Below are 24,437 nucleotides of genomic sequence, written 5' to 3'. Positions count from 1 at the left end.
CGCCAAGGCCAACGCCGTCTACCTGTCCAAAACCAAGATCAAACCGCCCCAGGCCCCGCGGGCATCCACCGATGAGTCAACGACTCACCCCAAGCGGGCATCTTGACGTGAGTCACCAGGAACAGCGCGCCGATTCGGCCCGGACGGCGCGCCACATCCACGCACGACGATCTCCACGGCGGCCGAGAGCACCGTGAAGATCGCCGCGTAGGGAAACGGCTGCCCTAACGACCAGATCCACCCACACACAGCTCGCACCTGGCTACTAGGCGTGATCCCAACCTGAGCCTTGACGACCTCCTCAGGGCGCCAAGATGTACGACATCCCGGCGATGTCCTTCACCGTGCGCTGGTCCCAACGGCCCAGTCCAGCGGTGCCGTTCATCTCGAGGAATGTCACGTACAGACCGTCCGCGCGACGCTGCGTGGAGGTGACCCAGCCAACATGCCCGGCCCCAGCGTCAGCGCCGTACACGCGGGGCTGGAACACCACGATGGAGCGCGGTTGCGCATCGGCGACCACGGTCCACCCCTGGCGCCGCGCCGATGCGGCCCAATCCTTGGCATTGCCGGTGAGGGCCGGGTAGTAGCCGCGCCCTTGGTACCACTGGTAATACGCACCCCAGGTGCAGTTGCCGGCCGCTCCGCTGTTGAAGAAGCGCTTCACGCCGACAGCCCGTCCCGCCGTCGCGGGGACGGGAGCGTAGGTACAGGACGGTGCCACCGCCGCAGCGGTTCCCGTGTACACCCAGGCATCGCTCACGTAACCCGGACGGCCGCCATAGGTGGTGTGGTCCCACAGGTTGCTCGCTCCGTACGGCCCCGAGACCGTGGTTCCCCCTGCGGTGCAATCGATCACGATGTTGGTGTTGACCGGGATACAGCCCAGCAGCCCACTGCTGCCCGTGGGAGCGGACCGGAAGTTCAGGCACGGGCTCGCGATCACCCGACCGTTGCCGCTGGCCTGTGCCCCGGGCGCGACCCCGATCACCGCCGCTCCTGCCAGAAGCAGGGTGAGCAGTGATCGGGCGGTCGACGAGCGACCTACTGCACTGTTCGTCATCAGAATCCTCCATCGTGTGCTTCGTGGGGTTGTCCCGGCGTGCCGTTCGCTGTCGCCTCGAATGCCCCTCCCCTCCTGATCGGGGCCGAGAACTTGGTGAGGATCAGCAGACCGGCACGCCGAAGTCGGTGTTGTGCGTGTAGGGCAATCGCCCGGGGATATCCCCGTTCCAGAAGGTGTTGGCCACCGCGTAGTACTGGTTCGACCAGGGAAAACTGGCGATCCGGTACCACCAGCCGTCCGGATTGGCGCTGGCAATGGCCGGGGCATACACCCTGCAGCTGACCTGCACCGTCGACATCGCAGCGACGCGTGGTCCGGCGCCGGCGGCGTTTGTCGGGTTCAGGAACGTGGGCGACCCCAGCGAGCCCGATTGCTCCGAGTGGGCGGTGGCGGGGGCCGGCTGCGGCTTCGGTGCCGCGGGAGCAGATCCGCTCGCGGAGGAGGCGATCAGCGTGCGGACCACCGCGCCGACGGGCTGGGTGATGTTTGCGTGGGCACCGAGGTAGGCGGCGCCCACGTGCGTGGCAATGCCGGGGATCAGCCCGGTCGCGACCGATGCCAGGTGATCGCACACGACATCTCGCGCGGAACACACACTGTGAACGCGCGATCTGCCCCACGAGGGAAAGGGTGTGGTGCTCGACCTCGACACGCCACGATTGACGATGCCGATCCCCCGGGCAGCAGCGCTTGCCGTGCCATAGATGTTGACATTGTCATGCGGGATGTGGTCGCCGTCCGCCAGCAGGATCACGCCGTCGATCCGGGCCAGGATCGCGCTCTGCCCCTTGGCGGCGAGTCGTTGCACCACCCGGTGCATCACCATGGCGCCCTGCGAAAACCCGGCCAGCACGATCCGCTCGGACGGACAGGTGATCTTGCGCAGGGTCAGTTCACTGTAGGCGAGGTCGACGCCGAAGCCGAGGTTCGCCATGTACTGGTAGAGGCCGATCCCGAGCGGCTTGGCCAGGACGGCAACGTTGTTGGGGTCGTAGTCCAGGGCCTTCTCGGTCGTGGTTCGACGACCGGCGAGAGCGGTGGACACGCGGTCGAGCACATTGGCCACCTGGGTGCCGAGGCCACGGTGGTCGTTCGCCTTCTGCCCCGACCCCCTGGCCCCGAAGAGCAGCACCTGGCGACAATCCTTGGCCAAGGCCTGCGCCGGAGCGGTCACCGAGAGTCCAGAGCAGACGACCAGGACGACGCTCAGACAGGCCAGCGGAACCCCGCTCCAGCGCCCCAGGCGCCGGGCGCCCCTGTGGGTGTGAGGGAAGCCCGAGCCGAGGCTTCCCGACGATGCCCCTCGGATCTTCCGGTGACGGATCACGATGCGCCGTCCTCTCTGCCCGCTCACTCGGACCGATCGCGGCGTCCCGGCGACGCCTGGCTCATCTCATCTGTTCCGAACCACGCTCCGTGTCCGTCGATCGACCCTCAATCCGTCGAGATCGGACAGATAGCGTGAGGATCGGTGGCGCAACCGCACACCGGCGGCACCGATGGTTCGGGAGTGCACGATGGACAGGTCCGCAGAGGGCGTCGTGAACGAGTCGGCCATGCCCTCGTTCCTGCGTGCCCTGCTGCCTGCCATGCGTTCTCGCCCCCGAGCGAGGACCGGATCCGTCGCCGCGGAGCTGGATGTCGTCGGACGCCGGTACACGATCGGGATCCGCCTGCTCACCCTGCCCGTCACCGCTGTCGCCGCCCTCGTCAGCGCCTCGAACCCGGTGATGCACCAGCGAGTCGCCGCAACCTGGGTTGTCCTGACCGTCTGGACTATCGGCTACATGCTGCTTCTGTACCGATCTGCCCCCACGTGGGCAACTGGTGTTGACGCTTGCCTGCTGAGCGCTCTCGGCCTGGCGATTCCTGTTCTGGTGGCACCGGAGTGGCTCCAGAGCGGCAAGTCCTGGGCTGTACCCTTCCAGACCTTCGCGTGCGTCGGCTACCAATTCTCCGAACGCTGGCAACCCGCCGGTGCCGCAACGATCGCGGTCGGCGCCTCGGCGACCATCGGGACCGCGTGGGGCCTGCCCGCCGCCTCCGTCTCGGACGGTCTGGTGACAGCCGGTTGGACGATCATTGTCGGCGTGCTCGCGCGCATCCTGTGGCTTTCGCTCAGTTGGGCCGCCGGCAACGCCGACTCCGCCCTCACTGCGACCCAGGATGCCTTCCGCAACCGCACCGTCGCCGAACAGGTTCGGGCGGATCAGCAGGCGATCAACGCGGCGTTGCACGACACGGCTGCCTCGACACTTCTCATGGTGGGGGTTGGCGCGGCGGCGGCGATCCAAGAGGTCCTGCCCCAGCGCGCCGCGCGAGACCTTGCCGTCCTCGAAGCCTTGCACGAGCGGCGGCTCCCGCCTCAGGGCGACCTGGCTGCGCTGCTCCGCCAGGTGCTGGAGGTGAGCGGTCTCGACGTCCAGCTGAGAGGTCCGCACCATCTGCCGCTCGCTGCACTGCCCGCTCACACGCTCGCCGATGCAGCCGGAGAGGCCCTGCTCAACGTGTTACGTCATGCGGGAACCCGTTCGGCCCGAATAGATTTCGGTTATCTGTCGGACGTGGCGGCGCATCAGGTGCACGTGGTCATCCAAGACGACGGAGTCGGCTTCACCCGGTCGACGGTGCCGCCCACCCGGCGCGGCCTCACCGGGTCGATCGAAGGCAGGATGACAGCCATCGGCGGTTCTACCCACGTGGCCTCTACACCGGGCGAGGGCACCCGGGTCACCTTGACATGGCCCGCATGAGCGCCACACCCTTCGCCGGGGACCTGTTCCTCGACCCTGCCGTCGCCGATCCCGCCGGCCTGGCACAGACCCGCCACCGGTTGGTCCGCGGCCTGCGCTGGGCTTCCCTGCTGATCGCCACCACCGTTGTCCTGATTCCCGGCGGGATGGTGCGACATTGGTCCGACTATCAGGGCAGGGTCGGCTCTTGGGTCCAAGTGGCGTGTTGGTCGGCCATCAGCACGGTCATCTATCGAGAATGGTGGCTGATCCTGCGCCACCGCAGCTGGGGTCGGCTCAGCGGCTCGGCCGGGGCGATGGCGCTCGTGGCCTCATGCGTGGCGCAGGCCGCGATGCCGCCCGGCATGGTGGCCACTGCCGGGGACTGGACCTTCGGCACCCTGGGCTGGGTATTCGTCATCCTGTGCCTCAAGCGTCCGAGATCCCTGCTGTTGCTGCTCGGCGCCCACGAGGTGTTCTCCATCATGATCGTGGCCACTCGATCGCCGGCGCCGCGCGATTCGCTGCTCGATCTGCTCTGCGGGTCGATGGGTGCATTGGGTTACCCGCTCGCCATGGCCATCGCCGGCAGCCTCATGCGCTCGGTCGGGCAGCGCGCCCACGCCGCTGCCTGGCAGGCCGAACAAATCAGGACGGCCGAGGCAGCCTCGGAAGAGTTACACGCACAACGCCAGTGCCGCTTCGCTGGGCTCTACGAATCCGCTGCACCTCTGCTCCGTGGTCTGGCCAATGGCACACTCGACCCGTTCGACGAACGGCCGCAGCGGGCCTGCCGGATCGAAGCTGCCCGGATGCGTCGTTTGTTCGCCGAGACCGACGTCTCTGCGGATCCGTTGATGCACGAACTACGCCAGGGCGCCGACGTCGCCGAGCGGCACGGTGTCGAGGTGACGGTTCAGACCCTGGGCACCTGGTCACAACCACCTGTCGAGGTACGCCGGGCACTGCTCGATGCGCCGCTGGCAGCGCTCACGGCGGCACACACGCGTGCGAGGGTCACGGTGCTGGGCACTCACGCGGAGCTGGCCGTCGGCGTCGTGGCCGACGCCACTGAGCTCGACCTGCGAGCTGCCCGCTTCGCCCGCCATGATCGGGTGCAGCTGTTCGTCGTCGACGGCGACAATGACGAGGGCGACGACGAAGGTGGCGAGACGTGGGTGGAGGCCCGGTGGACGATCGCGTGATCACGACGGTGATGGTCGACGACCACGACGTCGTGGCGGCCGGGGTTCGGTTGTGGTGCCAAGAGGCCGAACCGCCCATCGAGTTCGTCGGATGGTCAGCCCGACTGGGAGTGGCGTGGACCGGCCCCGGGGCGGCGGCCGATGTGGTCATCCTCGACCTCTCCCTGAACGGTCCCGCCGTCGTCGACGGTACCCCCGACCTCGCTCCACTTCGCCAGCTCGTCGACAAGGACCGACGGGTGGTCGTCTTCACTCAGCACACCCGCGACGACATCGCCGTGGCGTGTATTCGGCTCGGAGCCATGGCCTACGTGACCAAGGCCGAAGGACGCGACTTCCTGGTCGAGGCCGTTCGACGCGCCGCCCAGGACAGAGCCACCACGCCACCCTCGCTGGGTGGAGCCCTCGCGGTGGACGACGACCCCTCACGTCCCAAACTCACCGACCGAGAGGTGGCCGCGCTCCGGGCCTGGTTCGGCTCGTCCTCGAAGACCAAGGCAGCCAAGCAACTGAACGTGTCACCGCGCACCGTGTGCACGTACGTCGACCGAGCCCGATTGCGCTATGCCCTGGTGGGGCGCCCGGCCAAGACCAAGAGCTCGCTGATCGCCCGGGCGCTGGAGGACGGTCTGATCACGCTGGACGAACTGCGTGACATGGAGGTCCAGGCCGGCGCCGACGATGGCCACCGCAACGGTGACGAGGGCTGAGCGGCAGAGATGCCCACTCGGCCCGGCTCCCTGCTGCTCCCCGACCCCCTCGTCGGTCCCGCTTTCGGGTCCTACGCCGCCAGCGACGTGCGCTGGCTGCTCACCGACCTGAGCGCGGTGGCCCTGGAGGCGCCCCAGCGCGATCGGGAACGAGCCATCCAGTCCGGGCGGGCACACTACTCGGAGTCCTTGCCCGTGGAGTTCAGACCGGACCAGGACTATGTCGTGCTCTTTCGAGAGTTGACGACTGCGTGGGCGCCCGGTGTCGCCGAAGCCGTGGGCATCCTGGGGGATCGCATCCTGGCCCACCGAACATCACAACCGGTCCTGGTCAGCCTGGCCCGGGCAGGAACCCCGCTCGGCATCCTGGCGCGACGTTGGTTCCGCATCCGACACGGGTTGGACGTCCCGCACCTGACCATGTCGATCATTCGGGACAAGGGTCTCGACCCGGTCGCGCTGCGGTGGCTCGCGGCGAACCATCGCCTCGACGACATCGTGTTCGTCGATGGGTGGACCGGCAAAGGGGCCATCACACGCCAATTGGCCACTTCGGTCCGCGAGGCGAACGCCCGGCCCGGCGCCACCGGCTCGCTCGACCCTCAGCTCGCCGTCGTCGCCGACCCGGGTCGATGCACAGCGCTACACGGCACCACGGACGACATCCTGATCCCCTCGGCCTGTCTGAACGCCACCGTCAGTGGACTCGTCTCGCGCACGGTCCACAACGCCTCGCTCGGCCCAGGGCAGTTTCACGGCGCCAAGTTCTACCGGGAGCTGACCCACCATGACCAGAGCACGTTCTTCCTGGATGCGGTCACGACCCAGCTCGCGCACGTTGTCGTCGGGCGCCGGGCCGAGCAGCTCGGTCCGGCGCCGGACTGGCGGGGCTGGGAGGCCGTGACCCGGATCGCCGAGCGAAGGGGGATGACCGACCTGAACCTGATCAAGCCTGGCATCGGCGAGACCACTCGGGTGCTGCTGCGCCGATCACCACACGAGGTGCTGCTGCGCTCGATCGATGACCCACGGGTCAGGCACCTGCGGCGACTCGCGGACACCCTCGGGGTGCACGTCACCGTCGATGAGCACTTGCCGTACGCCGCCGTCGGTCTCATTGCCCAGGTCCGCGGGTGATCGACGCCGTCACCGACCTCGACGGCACGTTGGTGTTCACCGCGGCCCAGGCCGAGCCCGGCCAGGTGGTGGTCGACCGCTACCCCAACGGGCGCATCGGCGTCCTCGACCGGCGCGCGGCAGAGGCGTTCGAATCGCTCACCGACGAGGGATGTCTCGCGGTCGTCACCACCCGCACCATCGTCCAATACACCCGGATGCAGCTGCCGGGGTCACCGCCTGCACTGGTCGACAATGGCTGGCGGTTCCTGCCCGCCGGTCGGGAACCCGACCCTGACTGGACAGCCATGGTCGATGCCGAAGTGGCAGCGACCAGTGCGCCCCTGGCCGAAGTGCTCGACCTGTTGGACGTCGCCCTGGCACACCTGCGCAGTCCCGTCTGCCAGCTGCGATCGGATCGCTTCGCCCAGATTTCCGTCGCCACAGGCGACCTGAGCGACTGGGTTGACCAGGCCTCCCGACTGATCGCCGATCGAGGATGGCGGCTGAGCCCCGAGGGACGACGGGCAACGCTGCTGCCACTGGTGGTCGACAAGGGCGAACTGTGGGATCGGGCCGCACAGCGCTTGGGGGTCGAGGCATTTCGGGCAGCCGGCGACTCCGGGTTGGACCTGGGGCTGCTGAGTCGGGCGCACGAGAGCCGCTCACCGGCCGGCTCCCTGCTCCACCGGGAACATCTGACCACCGAGCGCACGGCGCCGGCCGGCTGGGCCGTCACCGCCGCATCCGGGCCGGCCGGAGGCGCCGAGATCATGGCATGGTTCGCCGATCGAACAACCGGATGAACGAGTCGTCCGGGTCAGGCCGGTACGGGTCAGTTGGCGTTGAGACCGTAGTCCTTGATCACCGCAGCGAGGCCCCCCTGGTAGCCCTGCCCGACGGCGCGGAACTTCCAGTCGCCGTTCAGTCGGTAGAGCTCGCCGAACACCATCGAGGTCTCGGTGCTGTAGTCCTCGGCGAGGTCGTAGCGGAAGATCTCACGGTTGCTCGCGGCGTCGACCATACGAATGTAGGCACGCTGCACCTGGCCGAAGTTCTGTCGACGAACGTCGGCGTCGTAGATCGAGACGACGAATACGAGGCGCTGTGCCTCGGCGGGCAGCAGTCCCAGATCGACCCGGATCTCTTCGTCGTCCTGTGCCCCGTCCCCGCCCACGAGTTCGTCGCCCATGTGCTCGACAGCCAGGTTGGGCGACCTGAGGTTGCCGTAGAAGACAAACCACTGTTCGCTCAGGCATCGACCGTTGGCGTCGCAGACGATGACCGAGGCATCCAGGTCCGCGGTCGAGGTGCTGCGGGACTCCCAGCCCAGACCGGCAGCGACCCGGGCAAGCCCAGGTACCTCTTTGGCCAGGCTGATGCTGCCACCCTTGGTAAGGGAGATCGACACGACGTTTCCTCCTGTTTACCGGCGCTCTTTCGCTGATTGTCGCTGAAACAACTCCAGGAATGTCTCCCAAACGTCGTCAGACGACGTCCATGAGCAGCCTAGAGGTGGCGCGCATTGTTCGGGCCGATTCGGCCGCGGAGGACCACGAGCATCCGAGTGTGGTGAACATCACGTGGGCTCGGCAGAGGCCCTGCTCTTGCGATACTGCGTTGACTACATGCCGAACCCGACGGGACATGCCAGGAGGACCGTTGAATCGCGAGCCTGGGGCGGTGGCTCAAGCCCAGGCCTTGGCCGATCGGCTGCTCTCCCTCACGCCGCACTCGCCCGAAGCGAGCGAAGAGCTCGCCAGCCTCGAACACCTGGGACACACAGCCGTCGCGGCCTCGGCGCGGGCCGTGAGCGCCCTGGCCCGTCGTTTGTCCGCATCCAACTCCGCCGGCGCCCAGCAGGCTTTCCTCGACGTCGTGGCCGAGATACGGCGGGCCAGCGCCCACAGCCCCGCCCCATGGTGGTCACGCCTCGGACGCTCCGCCTCGAGCTCTCGCCCGCCCGACGCGGCCTCGTGGCGTCGGCTCGAAGAGCGGTTCGGAGTCGCCCACGCCGCATGGCGCGACGCATCCCTGGGCGACATCGCCGCGATCGACGTGGCGGCGTCCGAGCTGGGCTCTGTCCAAGAGTCGACGGCCCGCTACATCGTCGCCTGCGAGGTGTTGTTCGAGCGACTGACCGGACGCTGATGTCGCCGCGTCGAGCGTCCGACATCGGCTGCTCGAATTGCGCGTGCAGCAAGCGGCCCTCGCTCAGACGTTGCTGGCCTGCGAGACGTTGCGCCTCGGCACGACCGCCGTGAACGCCGAGCTGGCCACGGCCGAATCCGGGCTGCGGACGGCGCTGCGCACCGCGAGCCTGAATGCGACCATGGAAGACGTGGGACGCACGTTCGCCGCGCTGTTGCGCGATCTTGAGGCGTTGCGTCGTGCTCGCCAGAGCGTCCCCGGAGTGATGCCGGACGGTCCTCGATGAGCGGCATCCTCGGGCGGCTGCGCCGGATCATCGGACCCGAGGGCGAGGCACCGGCTCAGCCTCCCGGCGAGACGTTGGATGTACCCGCGCTGCGCCACGACGCCGAGTTGGCCCGCCGGCTCGTGGAGATGCACGGTGACGTCCTCCCACCGCGGGCCTCGGTGCTGGCCATGCTGCTCCTCGACCGGGTGGACCTGTTGCTCGCGGACGACGCCGGCTCAGAGGCTCGGATCCTTGTCTCCGGTCTGGTTCGCCGCCACCTAGGTGCACGGCCGCTTTCTCGAGGATCGGTATGCCCACCGCGACCTGGACCTGTGATGCGTGACCTGCCCTCGGGCGGCAACGCCGCCCTCACCCGAGAGAACCCCCACATGACGCAGCTGGTGATCTCCCTGGCCTGGGACGCCGGCAGTGACGCCACCTTGTCCGACGCCATCGTCCCGCTCACCCTGCTCTGCGACGGAACGGGAAGGGTGACATCCCAGCGAAGCGTCGTCTTCCACAACCAGATGCTCGACGACCAGCTCTCGGTCCGCGACCTGGAACATGCCCTGGGTTCGGATCAGGAGCAGGTCGTGATCGACATCGAACGGGTGCCGGACGAGGTCTCGCGAATCGTGTTCGCCCTGATCATCGACCCGAGTGCAGGCCGCAACCGCCACCTGGGGCAACTGCGTGGGTGTCGGATCCGCGCAGTTGACGACAGCAGGAGCGCGGTACTGGCCCAATCGGTGAATCTGGTCGGCGACCTCGGCCGCAACACCGCGGCGGTACTCGGCTGGCTCTACCGTGACCGCAGGTTCTGGAAGCTCAAGGTCCTCGGGCAGGGCTACGTCAAAGGACTGGCTGCCCTGGCCGACGACTTCGGTGTCACCTGGTGACGCTCTCCGACCTTCAGGCCCTCGGCCAACCGGCCCCGGAGTGGCTGCGTCGACGCACTCGCCCGCGACCGGCACCCGCCCCCGACCCGGAACCAACCCAACCGACGCCACGCGCAGGCCGGGTTGCCCCACCGGCAGCGCCTCCGACACCAGTGGGTCCGGTGGGTGCCACCTCGTCACTCGACCTGGACTGGCCGCCCCCCACGCAGCCCCTCGGTCCGGCCCCAGGCCGTCAACCGATCAGGCCGCACGAGCGCGCCGAGGTGCCGTCGCCACCCGGTCGTCTGACGAACGTGGGCACCAGGACCGACGCCCTGGCTCCCCTGGTCGACGGCATCCCGGTCGCAGGGGAGCACGAGATCCTGCTCGGGGCGTCCAACCCGGTTGTGCAACTGGACCGGGTGCGATCGGGGATCGGGACCTTGACGGTCTCGTGGCAGTCCGGTGGGAACCTCCTCGGGTGCTTCTGGGAATTCGCCGACCATCGCCAGGGCTGGATCGATACCTCAAACCCAGCTCGGGTCGAGCACGACCGGGCGATCCTGGCCACCATCAATCACGAAAAGTTGGTGTTGACGCTCCGGCACGTGTCGATGTGGCGCAGATTCATCCTCTACCGAGTGAACGGGCTCGACCGCGGCACCGACTCGACACTCCAGTTGGTGACGTCTTCGGGATTTCGGCTGCTTCTGCGCTCACCGGGTCTCGACTCACCCCCCGGGCTGGCCGTCGCACTCGCTCTCGGCCATGTTGTCAACGGGGCTTTGGTCCTGCGTAGCGCCCGCAACCTGCCTCCGATCCAGCCCGAACGCCTTGCCGTTGCTCATGCGTTCGGCCGCATCATCTGGTGATTACCACTTTTCCCGAGATCTGAGCAACGCTCGGTCTATGGTGATCGCGGCAGCATCGGGCTGCGGCGTAGATCACTCGAGAGGAAGTCGACCCATGGCCATCAGCCTGACCAAGGGTGGGAATGTTTCGTTGGAGAAGGCGGCTCCAGGCATGACACATGTCACGGTCGGCCTGGGTTGGAATCCCCGCACGACCGACGGCGCCCCCTTCGACCTCGACGCCAGTTGCCTGCTGCTCACCACCGAAGGCCGAGTCGGAAGCGATCGGGACTTCATCTTCTACAACAACACCCATGGCGGCGACGGTGCCATTCATCACACCGGCGACAACCGCACCGGTGATGGCGAGGGTGACGACGAGCAGATCAACGTGGACCTGCCCAGGATCCCCGGATGGGTCGACCGGGTCGTCTTCGTCGCCAGCATCGACAAGGCCGCCGAACGAGGACAGAACTTCGGCCAGGTCGGTGCCGCCTACATTCGCGTCTTCGATGCCGATGACCCTGCCAACGACGCGCGCGGCGCGCGGTTCGACCTCGGCGAAGAGGCCGCGACCGAGACCGCGCTCATTTTTGGTGAACTGTACCGTTACAACTCGGAATGGAAGTTCCGGGCCGTGGCCCAGGGATACACCAGCGGGTTGGCCGGCGTCCTGACAGATTTCGGTATCAGCGTCGCCTGATTTCGCACCCGCCTGCCGACCCAGGAGTTGTCATCGACACCCTCAGATTCTTCCGCTGGGACATGGCCGCGGCCGCGGTGTCGCTCGCGGTGGCCACTTGGTATGGCGGTGTCACTATCGCCGCAATCACTGGGATCCTGATTATCGTCGAGATCGTCTTCTCATTCGACAATGCCGCGGTAAATGCCAAGTATCTCGCCAAGCTCAGCGAGTCGTGGCAGAGGATATTCCTCACCGTAGGAGTCCTCATTGCCGTCTTCGGCATGCGACTGGTCTTTCCTTTCGTTGTCGTGTGCGTGGCGTGTGGGATCACTCCGGCTGAAGCCGGGCGACTGGTTCTTGAAAAGGGCGACCCGCACGTCCCCGGCACTTACGGCTATGTCTTGAACAGCGCCCACCCGGCCATTGCTGCCTTCGGTGGCATGTTCCTCTTCCTGCTCTTCCTCGATTTCTTGTTCGACAACGAACGGGATTCCACGTGGCTGGGCTGGATCGAGAAGCCGCTCATCCGTGCCGGTCGACTCGACACGATCGCGGCCGCCATCGCTCTGGTCACCCTGCTGACAGTCGCCAAGGTGCTGGCCGAACCAGGCAGCGCGGAAACGGTACTCATCGCCGGCGTCGCAGGCATCGCCACCTACCTGGCGGTCAACGGCCTCGCGTCGGCCATGGAAGAGCGCGAGGAGACACTGGACGAGGAGTTCAATGAGGTCGGCGGCGAGGGCTCCGGCGCCGTCAAGGGGTTGGTGGGCAGTGCGGCCTTCTCCTTGTTCCTGTTTCTCGAGGTCCTCGATGCATCGTTCTCGTTCGACGGCGTGATCGGTGCCTTTGCGATCACATCCGACCCGTTGGTCATCGCCCTCGGCCTCGGCGTAGGGGCGTTCTTCGTCCGCTCGATGACCGTCTACCTGGTTCGACGCGGCGCCCTCGCTGAATATCGCTATCTTGAGCATGGAGCACACTGGGCCATCGGCGCTCTCGCCGTCCTGCTCTTGATCACTTTGAAGGTTGAGATTCCCGACATGGTCATCGGCCTGGTCGGCATCGTGTTCATCTTCGCAGCGTGGCGCAGTTCGGTCAGCGCAAATCGCCATGACATGGCCGACGGCGTTGAATCCTCGGCGCACGGTATCTACACCTCCAGTTAGCTCTCAACCCCCCCTACTCCCACAATCTGCGACCGACCCTGATATTCGAGGAGCGCACGTATGTCGATCAATCTGAACAAGGGCCAGACCGTCAACCTGGCCAAGCCGAATGGGGGCGGTTTGACGCGCGTCCGCATGGGTCTCGGCTGGGATGCCATGACCGTGGTGAAGAAGTCGTTCTTCGGTGGCACCAAGAGCACCACCAAGAGCATCGACCTGGACGCGTCGGCCGTCTTGTGCGCGGGTGACTCGGTGGTCGACATCGTCTACTTCGGTCAACTCGCCAGCAAGGACGGATCCATCCACCACACGGGTGACAACCTCACCGGTGAAGGCGATGGCGACGACGAGTCGATCATCGTAGATCTACCCAGCGTCAATGCCACGGTGGACATCATCTTCTTCGTGGTCAACTCCTACAGCGGTGAGTCGTTCGCGGAGATCGAGAACGCCGTGGTTCGCGTCGTGGACAGCACCGCGGGAGACCAAGAGCTCGTTCGCTACAGCCTGACCGGCACCGGCCCGCACACCGCCATGGTGATGGCTAAGCTGACCCGGCAAGGGACAGGATGGTCGTTCACGGCGATCGGCCACCCGGGGCAGGGGCGGCGCCTGAACGAGGTCGTCGACCTGATCCGCACCGCGCGCCTCTGAAACGGATCCGAGGGAAATCGTCGCCAAGTCGCCGGTCAGGGGCGCCTGACGTCACGTGCGACGCTGCATTCCTGCTGCTCCGATTCTCCCGGGAACGGACAGATCAGTCTCGCCCAAGCGAGACGGTTCCGTGACAACCCGACGTGGATGACCCGCACCTGGTAAGAACAGTATTGCGCTTCGCCCACCGGCCAGTTGTGGTCCGGACTAGGAGGTTAGTCATGTCGTGGTCGGATTCCCAGCCGCCCAGCCAGGGCCTACCCCCTCAGTCGTCGAACGGATGGCCTTCGTCGAATCCGACGTGGCCCGGGAATCAGCCCACAGGACCCGCGCCGTGGCCCACATCGGGAGGTACTCCCCCGACGTCCGCGTGGCCAGGTTCCGGTGCCCCTGACTGGCCCGGCAACCAGGGCGGCGCGCCAGGTGGCTCGGCCCAGACGGCCAACTCACAGCAAACTGCACAGAGAGAGATCAGACCCGTCGGGACCGGTGACGTCATCGATGTCACCGACGATTCGCCAGGGGCACGCGCCGACGCAGGCGCACCCGGTGTCCGCAAAGCTCCAGGCCTCTGGCTGCTGGTCGCGTCCCTGCTCGTCGTCGCCTCGGTCGTATCTTTCCTCCTCACCCGGGGAGCGACCTTCGGGGCGATCGGCTGGGCGCTGGGTGGGCCGCTGGCGATCGGCGCCGTGGCGCTGTTCCTCGTCGCCGAGAGCAAGGCGCGCCAGGATGCCTGGTACGCCGGTAGCGACCTACTCAGCTGGGGTCGCCGCGTGGTGATCACCCTCGCCTTGGTCGCCGTTGGGCTCAATGCCTATCGCATCGCCTATGACCTGGCGCGTGGGATGTGGACATGAACCCTGTCGGACGCCGGCTGTGCGTGCTGTCGCTCGGCCTGATCGCCGGCCTCGGTGTAATGCCGTCCGCAACCGCCGCAACTGCCGTGCGGCCCGGCCAGGTGCAGCAGCTCAAGGCGGCAACCGTTACCGCCACCGGCGCGGTCACCGCCGCCCAGGGGTCCCAGTCTCCGGTTCAGCGGTTCGGTGCCTGCGTCAGCGGCGGCGGCACCGGGCAGGTCCTGCTGCTGATGGACCGGTCCGGATCGCTGAAGGAGACCGATCCTCAAGCCGTCCGTATCAGCGCGGCCAAGTATTTCGTCGAGGAACTCGATGCCGAGGTCAGCAAGCAGCCCGGCGCGAACATCCAGGTCGCCATCTCGGCCTTCGACACCACCTACCAACCGATCGTTGGCTGGCGGTCGGCCAAGGGCGCCAGCGGGGAGCTGGACGCCGCGCTGGAAGGCCTGCGGAGCCAGAACTCCGGTCTGGACACCGACTACTGGAATGCCTTGACGGGCGCTCGACGCGAGCTGTCCACCCAGATGAAGAGCGACACGACCTCATGCCCAATGATCGTGTGGTTCACCGATGGGGCGTACAGCGTCGAGCCCCGCGGCGGCCGTGACCAGGCTGCTCGGAAGGCTCTCGGCGACCCCAAGCCGTATGCCCGGGACAATCCGCTCAATACCAGAGCCGACGCCGACGCCGTGATGGCGGCAGGCAAGAAGGACCTGTGCCGAGCCGGTGGAGTAGCCGATCAGACCCGGTTGCAGGGCATCAGCACTGTGACCATCGGCCTGTCCCCGAAGAGCTCGCCTACTGACTTCACCTTTCTCGAAGGGCTCACCACCGGAACCAGTTGCGGCCAGGTCACCCAGCCGGTCCCGGGCCAGTTCTTCCCGGCCAAGAACCTGCGTGACCTGGTGTTCGCCTTCGGCAAGGCGCTCGGCCAGGGAGAAGTGGTCACTGGCCAGGTCTGCGAGGGAACCAGGACGTCCGCCGCGTGTACCCACGCCTTCGTTCTCGACGCCACGATCGGCTCGGTCCATGTGCTCGCTGACAGCGATGCGGTCAACCAGCGGTTGACCTTGTTGTCGCCGGCGCGCGACAGGCTCGACCTGAAGCCCAACGGCACCCTGCAGAAACAGTCCTTCGGTGGTGCCGAAGTGTCGTGGAAGTCCGTTGTGCCGCAGACCAAGGGCGCCGTCCAGACGATCTCACTCGACCTGTCGCGGACAACCCCGGATGGTCTGGTCGGTGAGTGGGGCCTAATCTTCAATGCCGACACCGCAGCAGGTACCTCGCGGACCAGCTTGCGGATCTTCGGTGACATCGAGCCGACGTGGCTCGATGCAGGCACCGCCGCGTTCACCGCAGGGACCAAGGCCGCCGCGACGTTCGGCGCCGCCCACATCGACGGGTCGGCGATCAAGGTCTCCGACCTGTCCGAGAGCACTCGGCTCTCGTGGTCGCTCGAGTCGGGTGGGAAGGTCATCGCGACGGGCGGCCCGCTGACGCCCGACCAGATGAGCGAGGCACAGAACATCAGCTTGGAGAAGGTCTCTGCCGGTCCGGCCACCATGCGCCTGACCCTCGACATCACGACTCAACAGTGGAAGTCCCGGCCGGGAACGAAGCTGGAACCGATCGTCAAGGACTTTCCGATCCAGATCAAGGCGCCGGCGAACTACCCCTCCGTTCCGGACCGGGTGGCCTTCGGCGAAGCCAACAGCCTCGACCCGGTGACAGCCCAGTTGCCTGTCAACGGCCAGGGATGTGCCTGGGTCGAGGGCGCCGCCACCTTCCAGAGCCTGCCGCAGGACGTGACCGGTGCGACCTTCGCGGCCTCTGCGGCATCGCGTGAGGCGTGTTCGGCAGGTCCGATCACCCTGACGCTCACCCCGCAGCAGCTCGGCAACGGCCTGGTCACCGGCAAGATCACGGTGAAGACCCTGCCGCCTGACTCCTCCGCCGCGCCGTCCAGTCAGGACGTCACCCTCACGATGGAGATGGTGCGACTCAACACCGCCACCCTGTGGTGGGTCCTGATCGGCGTGACCCTGCTCGGAGTTCTCATCCCGGTGGGCCTGCTCTACCTGGTCAAGAGCCTCACCGCCAAGATCTCGGGCGCCGACGTGGCCGCCGCAACTCTTCGCGGTCGGGTGAGCGGCGCCAGCGCCTTCACCGATGCCGGGGTCAGCGTGCAGTCGAACGACCTGCAGCGCGTCCCCCTGGAAGGCGGTGACCGCCGCACGGTGAACCTGGCCGGCGTGACCGTCCGAGCCAAGGCAGGACTGGGGTTGACCGAACCGGGGTACGCCGTCGTCGACTACGGCGGCCGGGTCGCCGGCGGTGGCAGCACGGCGGCGCGAACCAAGGCCGGAGCACGACTTCCCCTGGCCATTCAGGGCCACTGGAGCACGGCGCTCGACCAACAGGATCCACACCACGGCGATGTCGAGGTCACATTGTTCACCGACTCGGCGACTCGCTCATTGACAGATGTCTTGAACGACGTGCAAGCGAACCTGGCCAGCGTGGTCGAGAAGCTGCGCAGCTCGCTGCCCGTCGTTTCATCCGGTACCCCGGGAGCGGCACCAACGGATCCGTGGGACCAGGGCGGCAGTGCCCAGGTGCCGTCGCCGAATGCCGGGTGGCCGGCGGCCGGCACCGCACCGGGCTGGAACACGACCACGACTCCCGCGGCTGACCCATGGGCCACGCCGCCCGCTCCAGCACCCGGAGCGCCTGGCGCACCCGGAGCGCCCGGCACGCAGCCCCCACCAGCCAATCCCGGAGGTGTCTGGTGACGTGCCAGAAACCGTTCCCACACCGCTCGAAAGGCCACTGAGTCAATGCCGAAGTTCTTGATCGTCGGTTGTGGTGGGTCCGGTGGGATGACGGTACGCCTGCTGATGGACCAGCTGCAGGCCGACCTGCGTGACCAGGGAATCAGCAGACTCCCCGCCGCCTGGCAGTTCCTTCACGTCGACGTCCCGGTGGACCCCGACGACGGACCGCCGCCGCTGGGCAACATCAAGCAGCTCGGCGGACATCATGTCTCGTTCAGCAGCCCCACCAACACCTACACCGCGACCAGCCTCAACGTGGAGTCTCAGCTGGCGGCCAAGAACCACAGCGACTACTCGCCGCTGCTCGGCTGGGCACCGCGCGACCGTGCCGCTGCCAGCGGCGTCCCGGTCGTCGGTGGCGCCGGCCAGTTCCGGGCGATCGGTCGAATGCTCACCCTGCCGCGCCTGACGCAGTTGCGCGAGGCGTTGGTCGCGGCGCAGGCACGGGCCGTGGCGCCAGGCGCCTGGGGTGACCTCCCGCTCGAGGCGCAGTCCGGGGACGTCATCTACCCGATCGTGATCTCCTCGATGGCAGGCGGCTCCGGATCGTCGATGTTCCTGGATGTCTGCCGGCTGCTGGGCACCCTCACCGGGATCAACCCCGCCACCATCGGCTGCCTGGTGTACACCGCCGATGTGTTCGGGGAACTGCCCGAAGGGGCTCGCGCCAATGTCGAGGGAAACGCCCTGGCCTCGGTCGCCGAGGTGGTGGCATCGATCTCGCGGTTGGCCGAGGCCGACGACGCCCGCCTCCTGGGCGGCATGGGGATCACCGCGAACATGCACGGGGTACCGCCGTTCGCTCGCTTGATCCCGATCGGTCGAAAGATCGGTGGATCGGGAGCGATGTTCGGCGACGGGTCTGCGGTCGGCGTCTATCGCGGCATCGCCCGCGCCCTGGCCGGCGTCATGATGTCGGTGAGTGCCTCGCAGCAGTACGCCGCGTACACCATCGGCAACAACATTCCCCTGGCCACGGACTCCGACAACTTCGGTTGGGGGATCAGCGACGCCGACCTGCCCTTCGGGTCGTTGGGCTTCGCCAGCCTGAGTCTCGGCCGGGACCGGTACATGGACTACGCCGCTCAGCGCGTGGCGAAGCTGGGCGTCGATCACCTCGTGGAGGGTCACCGCGACCCGACGAGTGCCTTACCGAGCACGCAGCAACTGGCCCAGCTGATGGACAACCAATGGGGGGTCAGCCTGCAGGCGATGGGGCTCCCGGCTCCCTGTACCCACGTGCTGCAGTGGTTCCAGGCCGTGGCCTACCCACGAGCGCAGATGCAGTCGGCCGCGCGCGAGTCGACCAACCTGATCGCGGCCACCCTGGCCAACATCGGGCAGGCGCAGGCGGCATCCTGGCTGGCGGCGGCGAAGAATGCGGCCCAGTCGCTGCGTCCCGATGTCACCGCCCGACTGCAGCGAGCCGCCTACGGGTGGGCCGAGACCTGGGCGGGGCAGCTCGAGACCGCCGCCAAGACGGAGTTCGCCCGCGTCACCGCGGCGTTCGGCCTGCCCTACGCGCGTGAATTGATGTCCCGGGCACGCACCATCTGTGGCGCCGCCGGCGCCGAGCTGGCCGCTGCCGGCCAAGGCGCGAGCACGAGGGATCCGCTGCAGGTCGGTCCGGTTGTCGACACCCAGGCAGCGAGCCTGCGCAAGGAACACGTCGACTCTCACCACGCGCTGGGGACGCTGCTGATCCAGACCTACCAAAGCAGCTGCGAGACCCGGGTGCGCGACGAGGCCGCCGCGATCGGAGCTGCGGTCATGACCTCCTTCGCCAACGACGTCTTGGCGGCGCTCGCTACGGCCGCCAACGATGCCCTGGCGGCACTGGAGTACTCCCGAGCTCAGCAGGGCGGGGCCGGGGGGTTGGCTCAGCTGCACTCCACCGCGTACGCGGACTGGCCCGGTTCCGAGGAGATCCCGGACCCCCGCTGGGACGAGGCCCAGAACGAGGTCCTGCTGACCACCTCCAAGGACTTTCCGCAACAGTTCGTCGCCGATGTCACCGCCAGCGCGGGTACCTCCACCTTCACCGAGGGCATCGCCCGCCTCCGCAGCGAGGTGCTCTCCTGCCAGTGGGCCACCTCCGGCGCGGTGGTGAGCGAGGAGGTGCTGGCACAGGTCGGCCACTGGCGGGCCTCGGCGTTGCCTGTGATGGCTCAGACCAACCAGCCCGCGGCACCCGCCAAGCCGTCGTACCGGGTCAGGGTCGCAAGCACCGACGTGTTGGACCGCTCACGTCGCCGGTTGGAGTCCCCCGGCGATGTGTTCGCGCGCTTCGCGCACCAGAGCATCATCGAGTACCTGGACGATCCGGCCGTCTCGGACGTGGAGCGATTGCAGCGCCGAGAGCGCTTCGTCCGGGAGTTCCGCCGGGCCATGTCGCTGGCACAGCCGCTCGTGGGAGTCGACCCGCAGATGGTGCAGCGCCTGCACAGCAACGCATCCGGCGTCCAATACATCTACACTTTCAGCGAGATCCCATTCGGGGCGAATCACCCGGTCGCCACTGCCCTGACCACGCAGTTGAGCGGCGACCATTCGCTCGCCACCGCGACCCACGGCACGTTCCAACAGGCGCTGACGCAGGGTTCGACGGCGAGCCGGATCGGTCTGTTCGGCAGCTATGGCAAGTACAGCCCGCTCTGCTTCACCTCGCTGCTCGAACCGATCAAGCATCGATGGGCGAGCTCCACACCGCAGTTCCGCCGTTCCCTGTGGCAGTGGAAGCGCACCCGCCCGTTGCCCAGCGCCCTGGCCATGAGCCCGGAGGAGGCCATCCGGGTCGTCGCCGGCTGGTATCTCGGTCGGCTGCTGGGTCTGGTTCGTGGTGATGTCGGTGCGCCGAGCCAGGTCGCAACCCCCGATGGCTGGCTGACCTTCGGTGACCTGCTGGAGTCACCGGAGGTGGGGATCGCCTCACCTCTGGACGTGCTTCCGGCCGTGATGATGTCGCACGCCTGGGCAGTCATCCGGTGCGCTGGAGACCCGGGTCTGACACCGCTGAGGCCCTACGCAGCACTGCGCCGCCTGGTCGACTCCTCGGACACCAACCAGGCGGTCAACGTTCCCGAGTTCAGCGGCACCACCTTGCTGCGGCAGGCGATGTTCGGCGAGCCACTCACGCTGCCCACCTCGTACGGTGATGCCCGCCCCCTGCCCGCCGACCCGTCGACTCTGCTCACTCTGGGGCAGCAGGCCACCAGCCCCGTGGGTCCCGGCGCGTCGTCGTGGGACGCCGGCGGCCTTCAGCCATCCGCAGGGGCATTGCCACAGCCCGGGGCGGTCGGATCGCCTGAGTCGGTGCTCGCCGAGGTCCAGAAGTGGGTGGAGGACATGCGCCGGTACTTCTTCGGCGGCTCCGGACGCGTCGTCAAGGACTCCACCGGTGCCTACGTCTCGTCGATCAGGTCGGTGGAGGAACTCCAGCGAAGTCCCTTGCACGTCGAGATGGGCCCACTGGTCATGCAGGCCTGCGACCTGCTCGACGAAATGGCCACCTCGGCGTTCCGGCAGGGTCGGCCGAAGTACCCGGGGACTACGGAGGGCGCACCCCGTGTCTGATGTCGTCGTCGTCGCCGCCCGGCGGTCGCTGGCGGTCAAGCTCCTCTCCATGTTGCGCGACTGGAGCAGCCTCAACCTGGTCAATCCGGTCTACGTGGTCGACTTGGACTCGGTGCGTCCCGGCGATCCCCAGGTACCTGCGTTCGCCATCCAGGGCTCGGTCAATGGCGCCTGCGTCCTTCAGGAAGCGATCACCCGCACCGTCATTTCCTCGACCAAGGTGTGCGTGGTCAGCGCGGTGACCGACCCGGGCGAGATCGCTACGACCGCCCAGTGTGTGGGTATCGTCGAGTCGGTTCAGGCGTCGGTCCCGTCGGCACACCAATTGCGCGTGCACATCTTCGCCGGGGCGCCGGAGGACGATTGGGCCGACCGCCTCGCCCCCTTGATCGGCTGGCACAACCTGGTGATCTCGCCCGAGGACGCCGCCTCACCGGGCGTGGGCGCAGCGGCCTTGGTCCGCGACCCCGAGGACCCTCGATGGCTCACCCACGTGGTCGGCACCTGCTGCTCGCTGTTGGGGCTGTGGCGTGGACAGACCGACGCCGTCCTCGACCACCGACAGAGCCTGCCCGGGACGCAACTCCTGCCCGTGCGGGCCTACTCGCGGTCGCTGGCCGCGGAAGCTGTCGAGCAACAGGTGCAGGCCCGACTGGTCACGGTCGGCGTCCGGTACCCGGTGCCCCGGGTGGACACCTCGACGGCGCTGGTGGTTCAGGACGAATCGGCGGTGGCCGTCGCCATGGCCGACGCCTTGCTCGCCAAGCATCCGGAAGTACTGGCGCGGCAGCGAACGGTCCCACCGCGCAAGATCAAACCTCCGTTGGACTGGATCACGGCCCTGAAGTTGTTCTTCGGGTTCGTCTGGGACGCGCTGCGGAATGCTCCCCAGCGGCTGGCCGACCGGCTGTCGCACGAGGCACGTCGCAAGGTGGCTGCTGCCACCGAGAAGTTGCTCTTCGGAGGGGCCGACGCCGGCTTCACCGTGGTGGTCAAGGGCGTCAAACCCGATGGCTCGCTGGCCAGTTGGGGTGAGTTCGAGGCAGCCCTGGACCAGGTGATCATCCGCACCGCCCCGAACGCGCAGCTGGGAGTCCCCGCGGACACCTCGCAACTGTGGCGCGACTTTGTCGATGCTGGTATGACCCTGCTCGACGCCGGCCAGCGCAGCGCCGATCTCCTGCCGCGGTTCGTCGGCGCCCAGCGGGCCGTCATCTCGACCACGGAGCGGGTCGCCTCCAAGCAGGACGGCGACTTCGTCCTGCCCGACCATCTGGCGGCCTACCTTCCGGGATGGCGGATCGAGGTGGCCGACAGCATCGGGGCCGATCGTCTGCGGCAGAGGTTGGAGGAGCTCAAACAGACCAAGCCGAACCTTGCCCACGACCTGACCACCGAGCAGCATCGATTGGCACAGTGGAACGCCAAAGCGGCGGGTTCGTACGTCGGTCGGGTCGGCGGTCGGCTCGGCGATGCCTTCCGCGGCGTGGTCGCGGAGATCGAGCTGCTCCAGCAGCGGGTCGCCGCCCTACGCGCCCAGGCAGCCGCCACGGATGCCACAGTCGATCAGGCCAGCCTCGGGTCACGGCTGCGGTTGTTGACCCTCGCGATGGCCGGCGTCCTGACGGTCTTCGGCGTGCTCACCGGCATGCAGATGATCTCGGCCTGGCTCGGAGCGCTGCTCATGCTGCTCTCCGTGCTGGTGTGGATCGTCAGCGGCGTCACGAGCTTCCAGCGTCACCAGAGTCGCCTGTTCGCCATGATCCACCGGATGGAGCAGTCGGCATCCGACCTCGAGACCGCGGAACGACACCTGGCCGAGGCGCACGAAGACCTACGCACGATCACGCGCGCCTACCGGCACTACCTCGACTGGGCACGTGCCTTCGGGGCCTTCGTTCATGCCCCCCTCGGCTCCATGCCGGACACCCAGATCCGATCGTTGCACGTGGGTCAGGGGATGCCGCGCTCGGTGCGGATCGGTGCTGCGGTGGCCAACCCGGACGCCGTGGACGAAGTGAGCAATCTGTGGCGCCCGCGGTTGTTCGATGCAGGCTGGCTCGCAGATTGCTGGCAGGAGTTCCTGGCCGACGTTCCGAGCACCCTGGGTGATCTGCGCTACCAACTGGCGGCCGAACCCGCGCTGCTCGAAAAGGATCAGAACCTGGATGGCCAAGGATCGATCCTGCACCGATGGAGCCGCGCAGTGGCCGAGCGAGCACCGCACCGCAATACCTCGAATCGGTTCGTGGCCAAGGTTCAGCATCAGATCGAGGTCGACGAGTCCTCGCGGTCGAAACTGCTCGCGACGGTGCAAGTCGAGGATGCCGTCACCGGCGAACCCATGACGATCACTCACGAGAACTTCCTGGCTGGTCTCGACCACGACCACCGTGAGGCGTCGGGTGCGTTCCTGGACTCGATGTTCGCTGCCCACGCCGGCCAGGCGCGCATGATCGGTGACCAGCATCTGATCCAGCAGTCCCGTGGGCTGACGCAGGCCACCGTCCTGATCCAGTTCGGGACGGCAGCAACTGCGGATCAGTTCCGCCGCACGGCCCACGATGAGCGGCTCTGGCTGCCGGACCCGGAGGGGCCAGAGCCCGAGTCTCCCGGGTTCCCCCCGTTGCCCGGTGTGTGAGGAGACGCCATGCTCAGCTCGCTACTCCTCGCCCTGTCCCTGCTGTTCATCGTGAATGCGGCACTGTCCGCCGTGGCCGGCGCCGCCCTCGCTCGACGACGCGGCCTCGCCAGTTGGATCGGGCTGTTGTCCGGAGCCGCGGTGCCCTGGATCGGTCTGCTCCTACCGGCGCTGCTGGGCTCACGCCGACCCCCCAGTGCCAGGGCGTCCCGACGGCCGGTGTTGACCGGCTTCCTGCCCCTGTTGATCGGTGCGGTGTTGGTGTTCGCCTCACACTTCGTCGAGTGGGTGCGGCTCCGGGGGGCGGTCGAAACCTCTGCCGAGACCTTCAGCAAGTCGTTCAACGGCGGGCTAGGTGACACGGTGTTCGGCGCCGTCCTGCTCAGCGGTGGCACGCTGCTGGTGTTGGGGCTCGGATTGCTGCTGTGGATGCGACCCCTGATCGTCGCCGCTGTCGGCTTGGCCTGGGTGGCTGCGGGAGCCGCCTCGATGGTGATCCTGGCCGGCGCCGGTTCACTGCTCGTCCGGGCCACTTCTGGTGTGGCTGCACAGCTCACCGCAGGCCACGCGTCGGCCGACCTGGCCTTGGCCGCGGGGACCTGGGTTGCCGGCGCCGGCTCTGTCCTGATTGCTGTAGGGGCGCTCAGCATCGTCACCCGTGTCGGCGCGACCGGGTCACGATGGCAGAGCAAGGGTGGCGCCCGAGAGCTGGTTCCCTCCTCCGCCGCAGTCACCGAGGCAGTCGTGACCCTGCCACCGACACCCCAGCAGGCCACCGCCTCCGCGTGGCCGCCAATCGTGCCCGGGGCTCCAGACGATGGGACGTCAGGTGCCTCACCCTGGCCCACACCGGGCAGCGTGCCCTGGCCTGCACCGGGTAACGCTTCGACGCCCACACCGGGCAGCGCGCCGGCGCCGTGGACGCCGACCGGCGGCGACTCCGCACGTCCCACTCCACCATCGTGGCCCACGGCACCCTCATGGCCTCCCACCCCACCAACGACCACGGATGGGTGGTGACCCGGATTGAAGGACCTCGGCGAGCGACGC

General features: G+C 67.6%; 20 protein-coding genes. 17 read left to right on the top strand and 3 right to left on the bottom strand.

Annotated elements, in window-relative coordinates; translation table 11 throughout:
- Nucleotides 1-301 precede the first annotated feature (301 nt).
- Entirely contained in the window at nt 302-1,063 is a 762-nt protein-coding gene (locus IPK24_20160) for a CHAP domain-containing protein (GenBank protein MBK8077805.1), read from the bottom strand.
- A gap of 103 nt (nt 1,064-1,166) precedes the next feature.
- Nucleotides 1,167-2,240: a cutinase family protein gene (locus IPK24_20155; GenBank protein ID MBK8077804.1), complete on the bottom strand. Its 1,074-nt coding sequence runs from the start codon at nt 2,238-2,240 to the stop codon at nt 1,167-1,169.
- Between the two features lie 613 nt (nt 2,241-2,853).
- Between IPK24_20155 and IPK24_20150 the strand changes: the two genes are divergently transcribed.
- Genes IPK24_20150 through IPK24_20130 form a run of 5 tightly spaced genes read left to right on the top strand, consistent with a single transcriptional unit; the run spans nt 2,854 to nt 7,635 of the window.
- Nucleotides 2,854-3,819, top strand: coding sequence for a hypothetical protein (locus IPK24_20150; GenBank protein MBK8077803.1), 966 nt, complete (start codon nt 2,854-2,856; stop codon nt 3,817-3,819).
- Nucleotides 3,816-5,003, top strand: a complete 1,188-nt coding sequence (locus IPK24_20145) for a hypothetical protein (protein ID MBK8077802.1) — start codon at nt 3,816-3,818, stop codon at nt 5,001-5,003. The genes IPK24_20150 and IPK24_20145 overlap by 4 nt, the downstream gene beginning before the upstream one ends.
- 11 nt (nt 5,004-5,014) lie before the next feature.
- A complete protein-coding gene (locus tag IPK24_20140; GenBank protein MBK8077801.1) occupies nt 5,015-5,713 on the top strand; it encodes a response regulator transcription factor in 699 nt (232 codons plus the stop codon).
- A gap of 9 nt (nt 5,714-5,722) precedes the next feature.
- Nucleotides 5,723-6,850, top strand: coding sequence for a cysteine protease StiP family protein (locus IPK24_20135; GenBank protein ID MBK8077800.1), 1,128 nt, complete (start codon nt 5,723-5,725; stop codon nt 6,848-6,850).
- Nucleotides 6,847-7,635 carry a hypothetical protein gene (locus tag IPK24_20130; protein ID MBK8077799.1) on the top strand — a complete coding sequence of 263 codons (789 nt, stop codon included), beginning with the start codon at nt 6,847-6,849 and terminating at the stop codon, nt 7,633-7,635. Before IPK24_20135 ends, IPK24_20130 begins: the two co-directional genes overlap by 4 nt.
- A gap of 29 nt (nt 7,636-7,664) precedes the next feature.
- Here the strand turns inward: IPK24_20130 and IPK24_20125 are convergent, their stop codons facing one another.
- Nucleotides 7,665-8,240, bottom strand: coding sequence for a TerD family protein (locus tag IPK24_20125; protein ID MBK8077798.1), 576 nt, complete (start codon nt 8,238-8,240; stop codon nt 7,665-7,667).
- Nucleotides 8,241-8,512: 272 nt separating this feature from the next.
- Between IPK24_20125 and IPK24_20120 the strand changes: the two genes are divergently transcribed.
- The 12 genes from IPK24_20120 to IPK24_20065 all read left to right on the top strand — a co-directional run bounded on the left by IPK24_20120 (nt 8,513) and on the right by IPK24_20065 (nt 24,407).
- Nucleotides 8,513-8,980: a hypothetical protein gene (locus IPK24_20120; protein MBK8077797.1), complete on the top strand. Its 468-nt coding sequence runs from the start codon at nt 8,513-8,515 to the stop codon at nt 8,978-8,980.
- Nucleotides 8,981-9,023: 43 nt separating this feature from the next.
- Nucleotides 9,024-9,266 carry a hypothetical protein gene (locus IPK24_20115; protein MBK8077796.1) on the top strand — a complete coding sequence of 81 codons (243 nt, stop codon included), beginning with the start codon at nt 9,024-9,026 and terminating at the stop codon, nt 9,264-9,266.
- Complete coding sequence (locus IPK24_20110; protein MBK8077795.1) at nt 9,263-10,147, top strand: TerD family protein; 885 nt, start codon at nt 9,263-9,265, stop codon at nt 10,145-10,147. Before IPK24_20115 ends, IPK24_20110 begins: the two co-directional genes overlap by 4 nt.
- A gap of 293 nt (nt 10,148-10,440) precedes the next feature.
- Complete coding sequence (locus IPK24_20105) at nt 10,441-10,998, top strand: hypothetical protein (protein ID MBK8077794.1); 558 nt, start codon at nt 10,441-10,443, stop codon at nt 10,996-10,998.
- A gap of 94 nt (nt 10,999-11,092) precedes the next feature.
- The gene (locus IPK24_20100) at nt 11,093-11,680 is read left to right on the top strand and encodes a TerD family protein (GenBank protein MBK8077793.1); all 588 of its coding nucleotides are present in this window, start codon (nt 11,093-11,095) and stop codon (nt 11,678-11,680) included.
- The gene (locus IPK24_20095) at nt 11,599-12,828 is read left to right on the top strand and encodes a DUF475 domain-containing protein (protein MBK8077792.1); all 1,230 of its coding nucleotides are present in this window, start codon (nt 11,599-11,601) and stop codon (nt 12,826-12,828) included. Before IPK24_20100 ends, IPK24_20095 begins: the two co-directional genes overlap by 82 nt.
- A 60-nt stretch (nt 12,829-12,888) precedes the next feature.
- Nucleotides 12,889-13,482, top strand: a complete 594-nt coding sequence (locus tag IPK24_20090) for a TerD family protein (GenBank protein MBK8077791.1) — start codon at nt 12,889-12,891, stop codon at nt 13,480-13,482.
- 689 nt (nt 13,483-14,171) lie between these two features.
- Nucleotides 14,172-14,339, top strand: coding sequence for a hypothetical protein (locus tag IPK24_20085; GenBank protein MBK8077790.1), 168 nt, complete (start codon nt 14,172-14,174; stop codon nt 14,337-14,339).
- Nucleotides 14,336-17,131, top strand: a complete 2,796-nt coding sequence (locus IPK24_20080) for a VWA domain-containing protein (GenBank protein ID MBK8077789.1) — start codon at nt 14,336-14,338, stop codon at nt 17,129-17,131. The genes IPK24_20085 and IPK24_20080 overlap by 4 nt, the downstream gene beginning before the upstream one ends.
- A gap of 87 nt (nt 17,132-17,218) precedes the next feature.
- The gene (locus IPK24_20075) at nt 17,219-20,746 is read left to right on the top strand and encodes a hypothetical protein (protein MBK8077788.1); all 3,528 of its coding nucleotides are present in this window, start codon (nt 17,219-17,221) and stop codon (nt 20,744-20,746) included.
- On the top strand, nt 20,739-23,387 hold the full coding sequence (locus IPK24_20070) for a hypothetical protein (protein MBK8077787.1): 2,649 nt from the start codon (nt 20,739-20,741) through the stop codon (nt 23,385-23,387). The genes IPK24_20075 and IPK24_20070 overlap by 8 nt, the downstream gene beginning before the upstream one ends.
- 9 nt (nt 23,388-23,396) lie before the next feature.
- The gene (locus tag IPK24_20065) at nt 23,397-24,407 is read left to right on the top strand and encodes a hypothetical protein (GenBank protein ID MBK8077786.1); all 1,011 of its coding nucleotides are present in this window, start codon (nt 23,397-23,399) and stop codon (nt 24,405-24,407) included.
- Nucleotides 24,408-24,437 lie beyond the last annotated feature (30 nt).

The organism is Kineosporiaceae bacterium (genome assembly GCA_016713225.1).
GTDB lineage: Bacteria > Actinomycetota > Actinomycetes > Actinomycetales > Kineosporiaceae > JADJPO01.
The sequence above is the reverse complement of the archived record's forward strand: the minus strand, read 5'-3'. Positions and strand labels throughout refer to the sequence as shown.

Coding starts and splice junctions, on each gene's coding strand:
- IPK24_20095 (MBK8077792.1), top strand. CDS start 11,599: ATGGAAGTTCCGGGCCGTGGCCCAGGGATACACCAGCGGGTTGGCCGG.
- IPK24_20080 (MBK8077789.1), top strand. CDS start 14,336: ATGAACCCTGTCGGACGCCGGCTGTGCGTGCTGTCGCTCGGCCTGATC.
- IPK24_20065 (MBK8077786.1), top strand. CDS start 23,397: ATGCTCAGCTCGCTACTCCTCGCCCTGTCCCTGCTGTTCATCGTGAAT.
- IPK24_20160 (MBK8077805.1), bottom strand. CDS start 1,063: ATGACGAACAGTGCAGTAGGTCGCTCGTCGACCGCCCGATCACTGCTC.
- IPK24_20150 (MBK8077803.1), top strand. CDS start 2,854: ATGCTGCTTCTGTACCGATCTGCCCCCACGTGGGCAACTGGTGTTGAC.
- IPK24_20110 (MBK8077795.1), top strand. CDS start 9,263: ATGAGCGGCATCCTCGGGCGGCTGCGCCGGATCATCGGACCCGAGGGC.
- IPK24_20135 (MBK8077800.1), top strand. CDS start 5,723: ATGCCCACTCGGCCCGGCTCCCTGCTGCTCCCCGACCCCCTCGTCGGT.
- IPK24_20100 (MBK8077793.1), top strand. CDS start 11,093: ATGGCCATCAGCCTGACCAAGGGTGGGAATGTTTCGTTGGAGAAGGCG.
- IPK24_20090 (MBK8077791.1), top strand. CDS start 12,889: ATGTCGATCAATCTGAACAAGGGCCAGACCGTCAACCTGGCCAAGCCG.
- IPK24_20145 (MBK8077802.1), top strand. CDS start 3,816: ATGAGCGCCACACCCTTCGCCGGGGACCTGTTCCTCGACCCTGCCGTC.
- IPK24_20075 (MBK8077788.1), top strand. CDS start 17,219: ATGACGGTACGCCTGCTGATGGACCAGCTGCAGGCCGACCTGCGTGAC.
- IPK24_20140 (MBK8077801.1), top strand. CDS start 5,015: ATGGTCGACGACCACGACGTCGTGGCGGCCGGGGTTCGGTTGTGGTGC.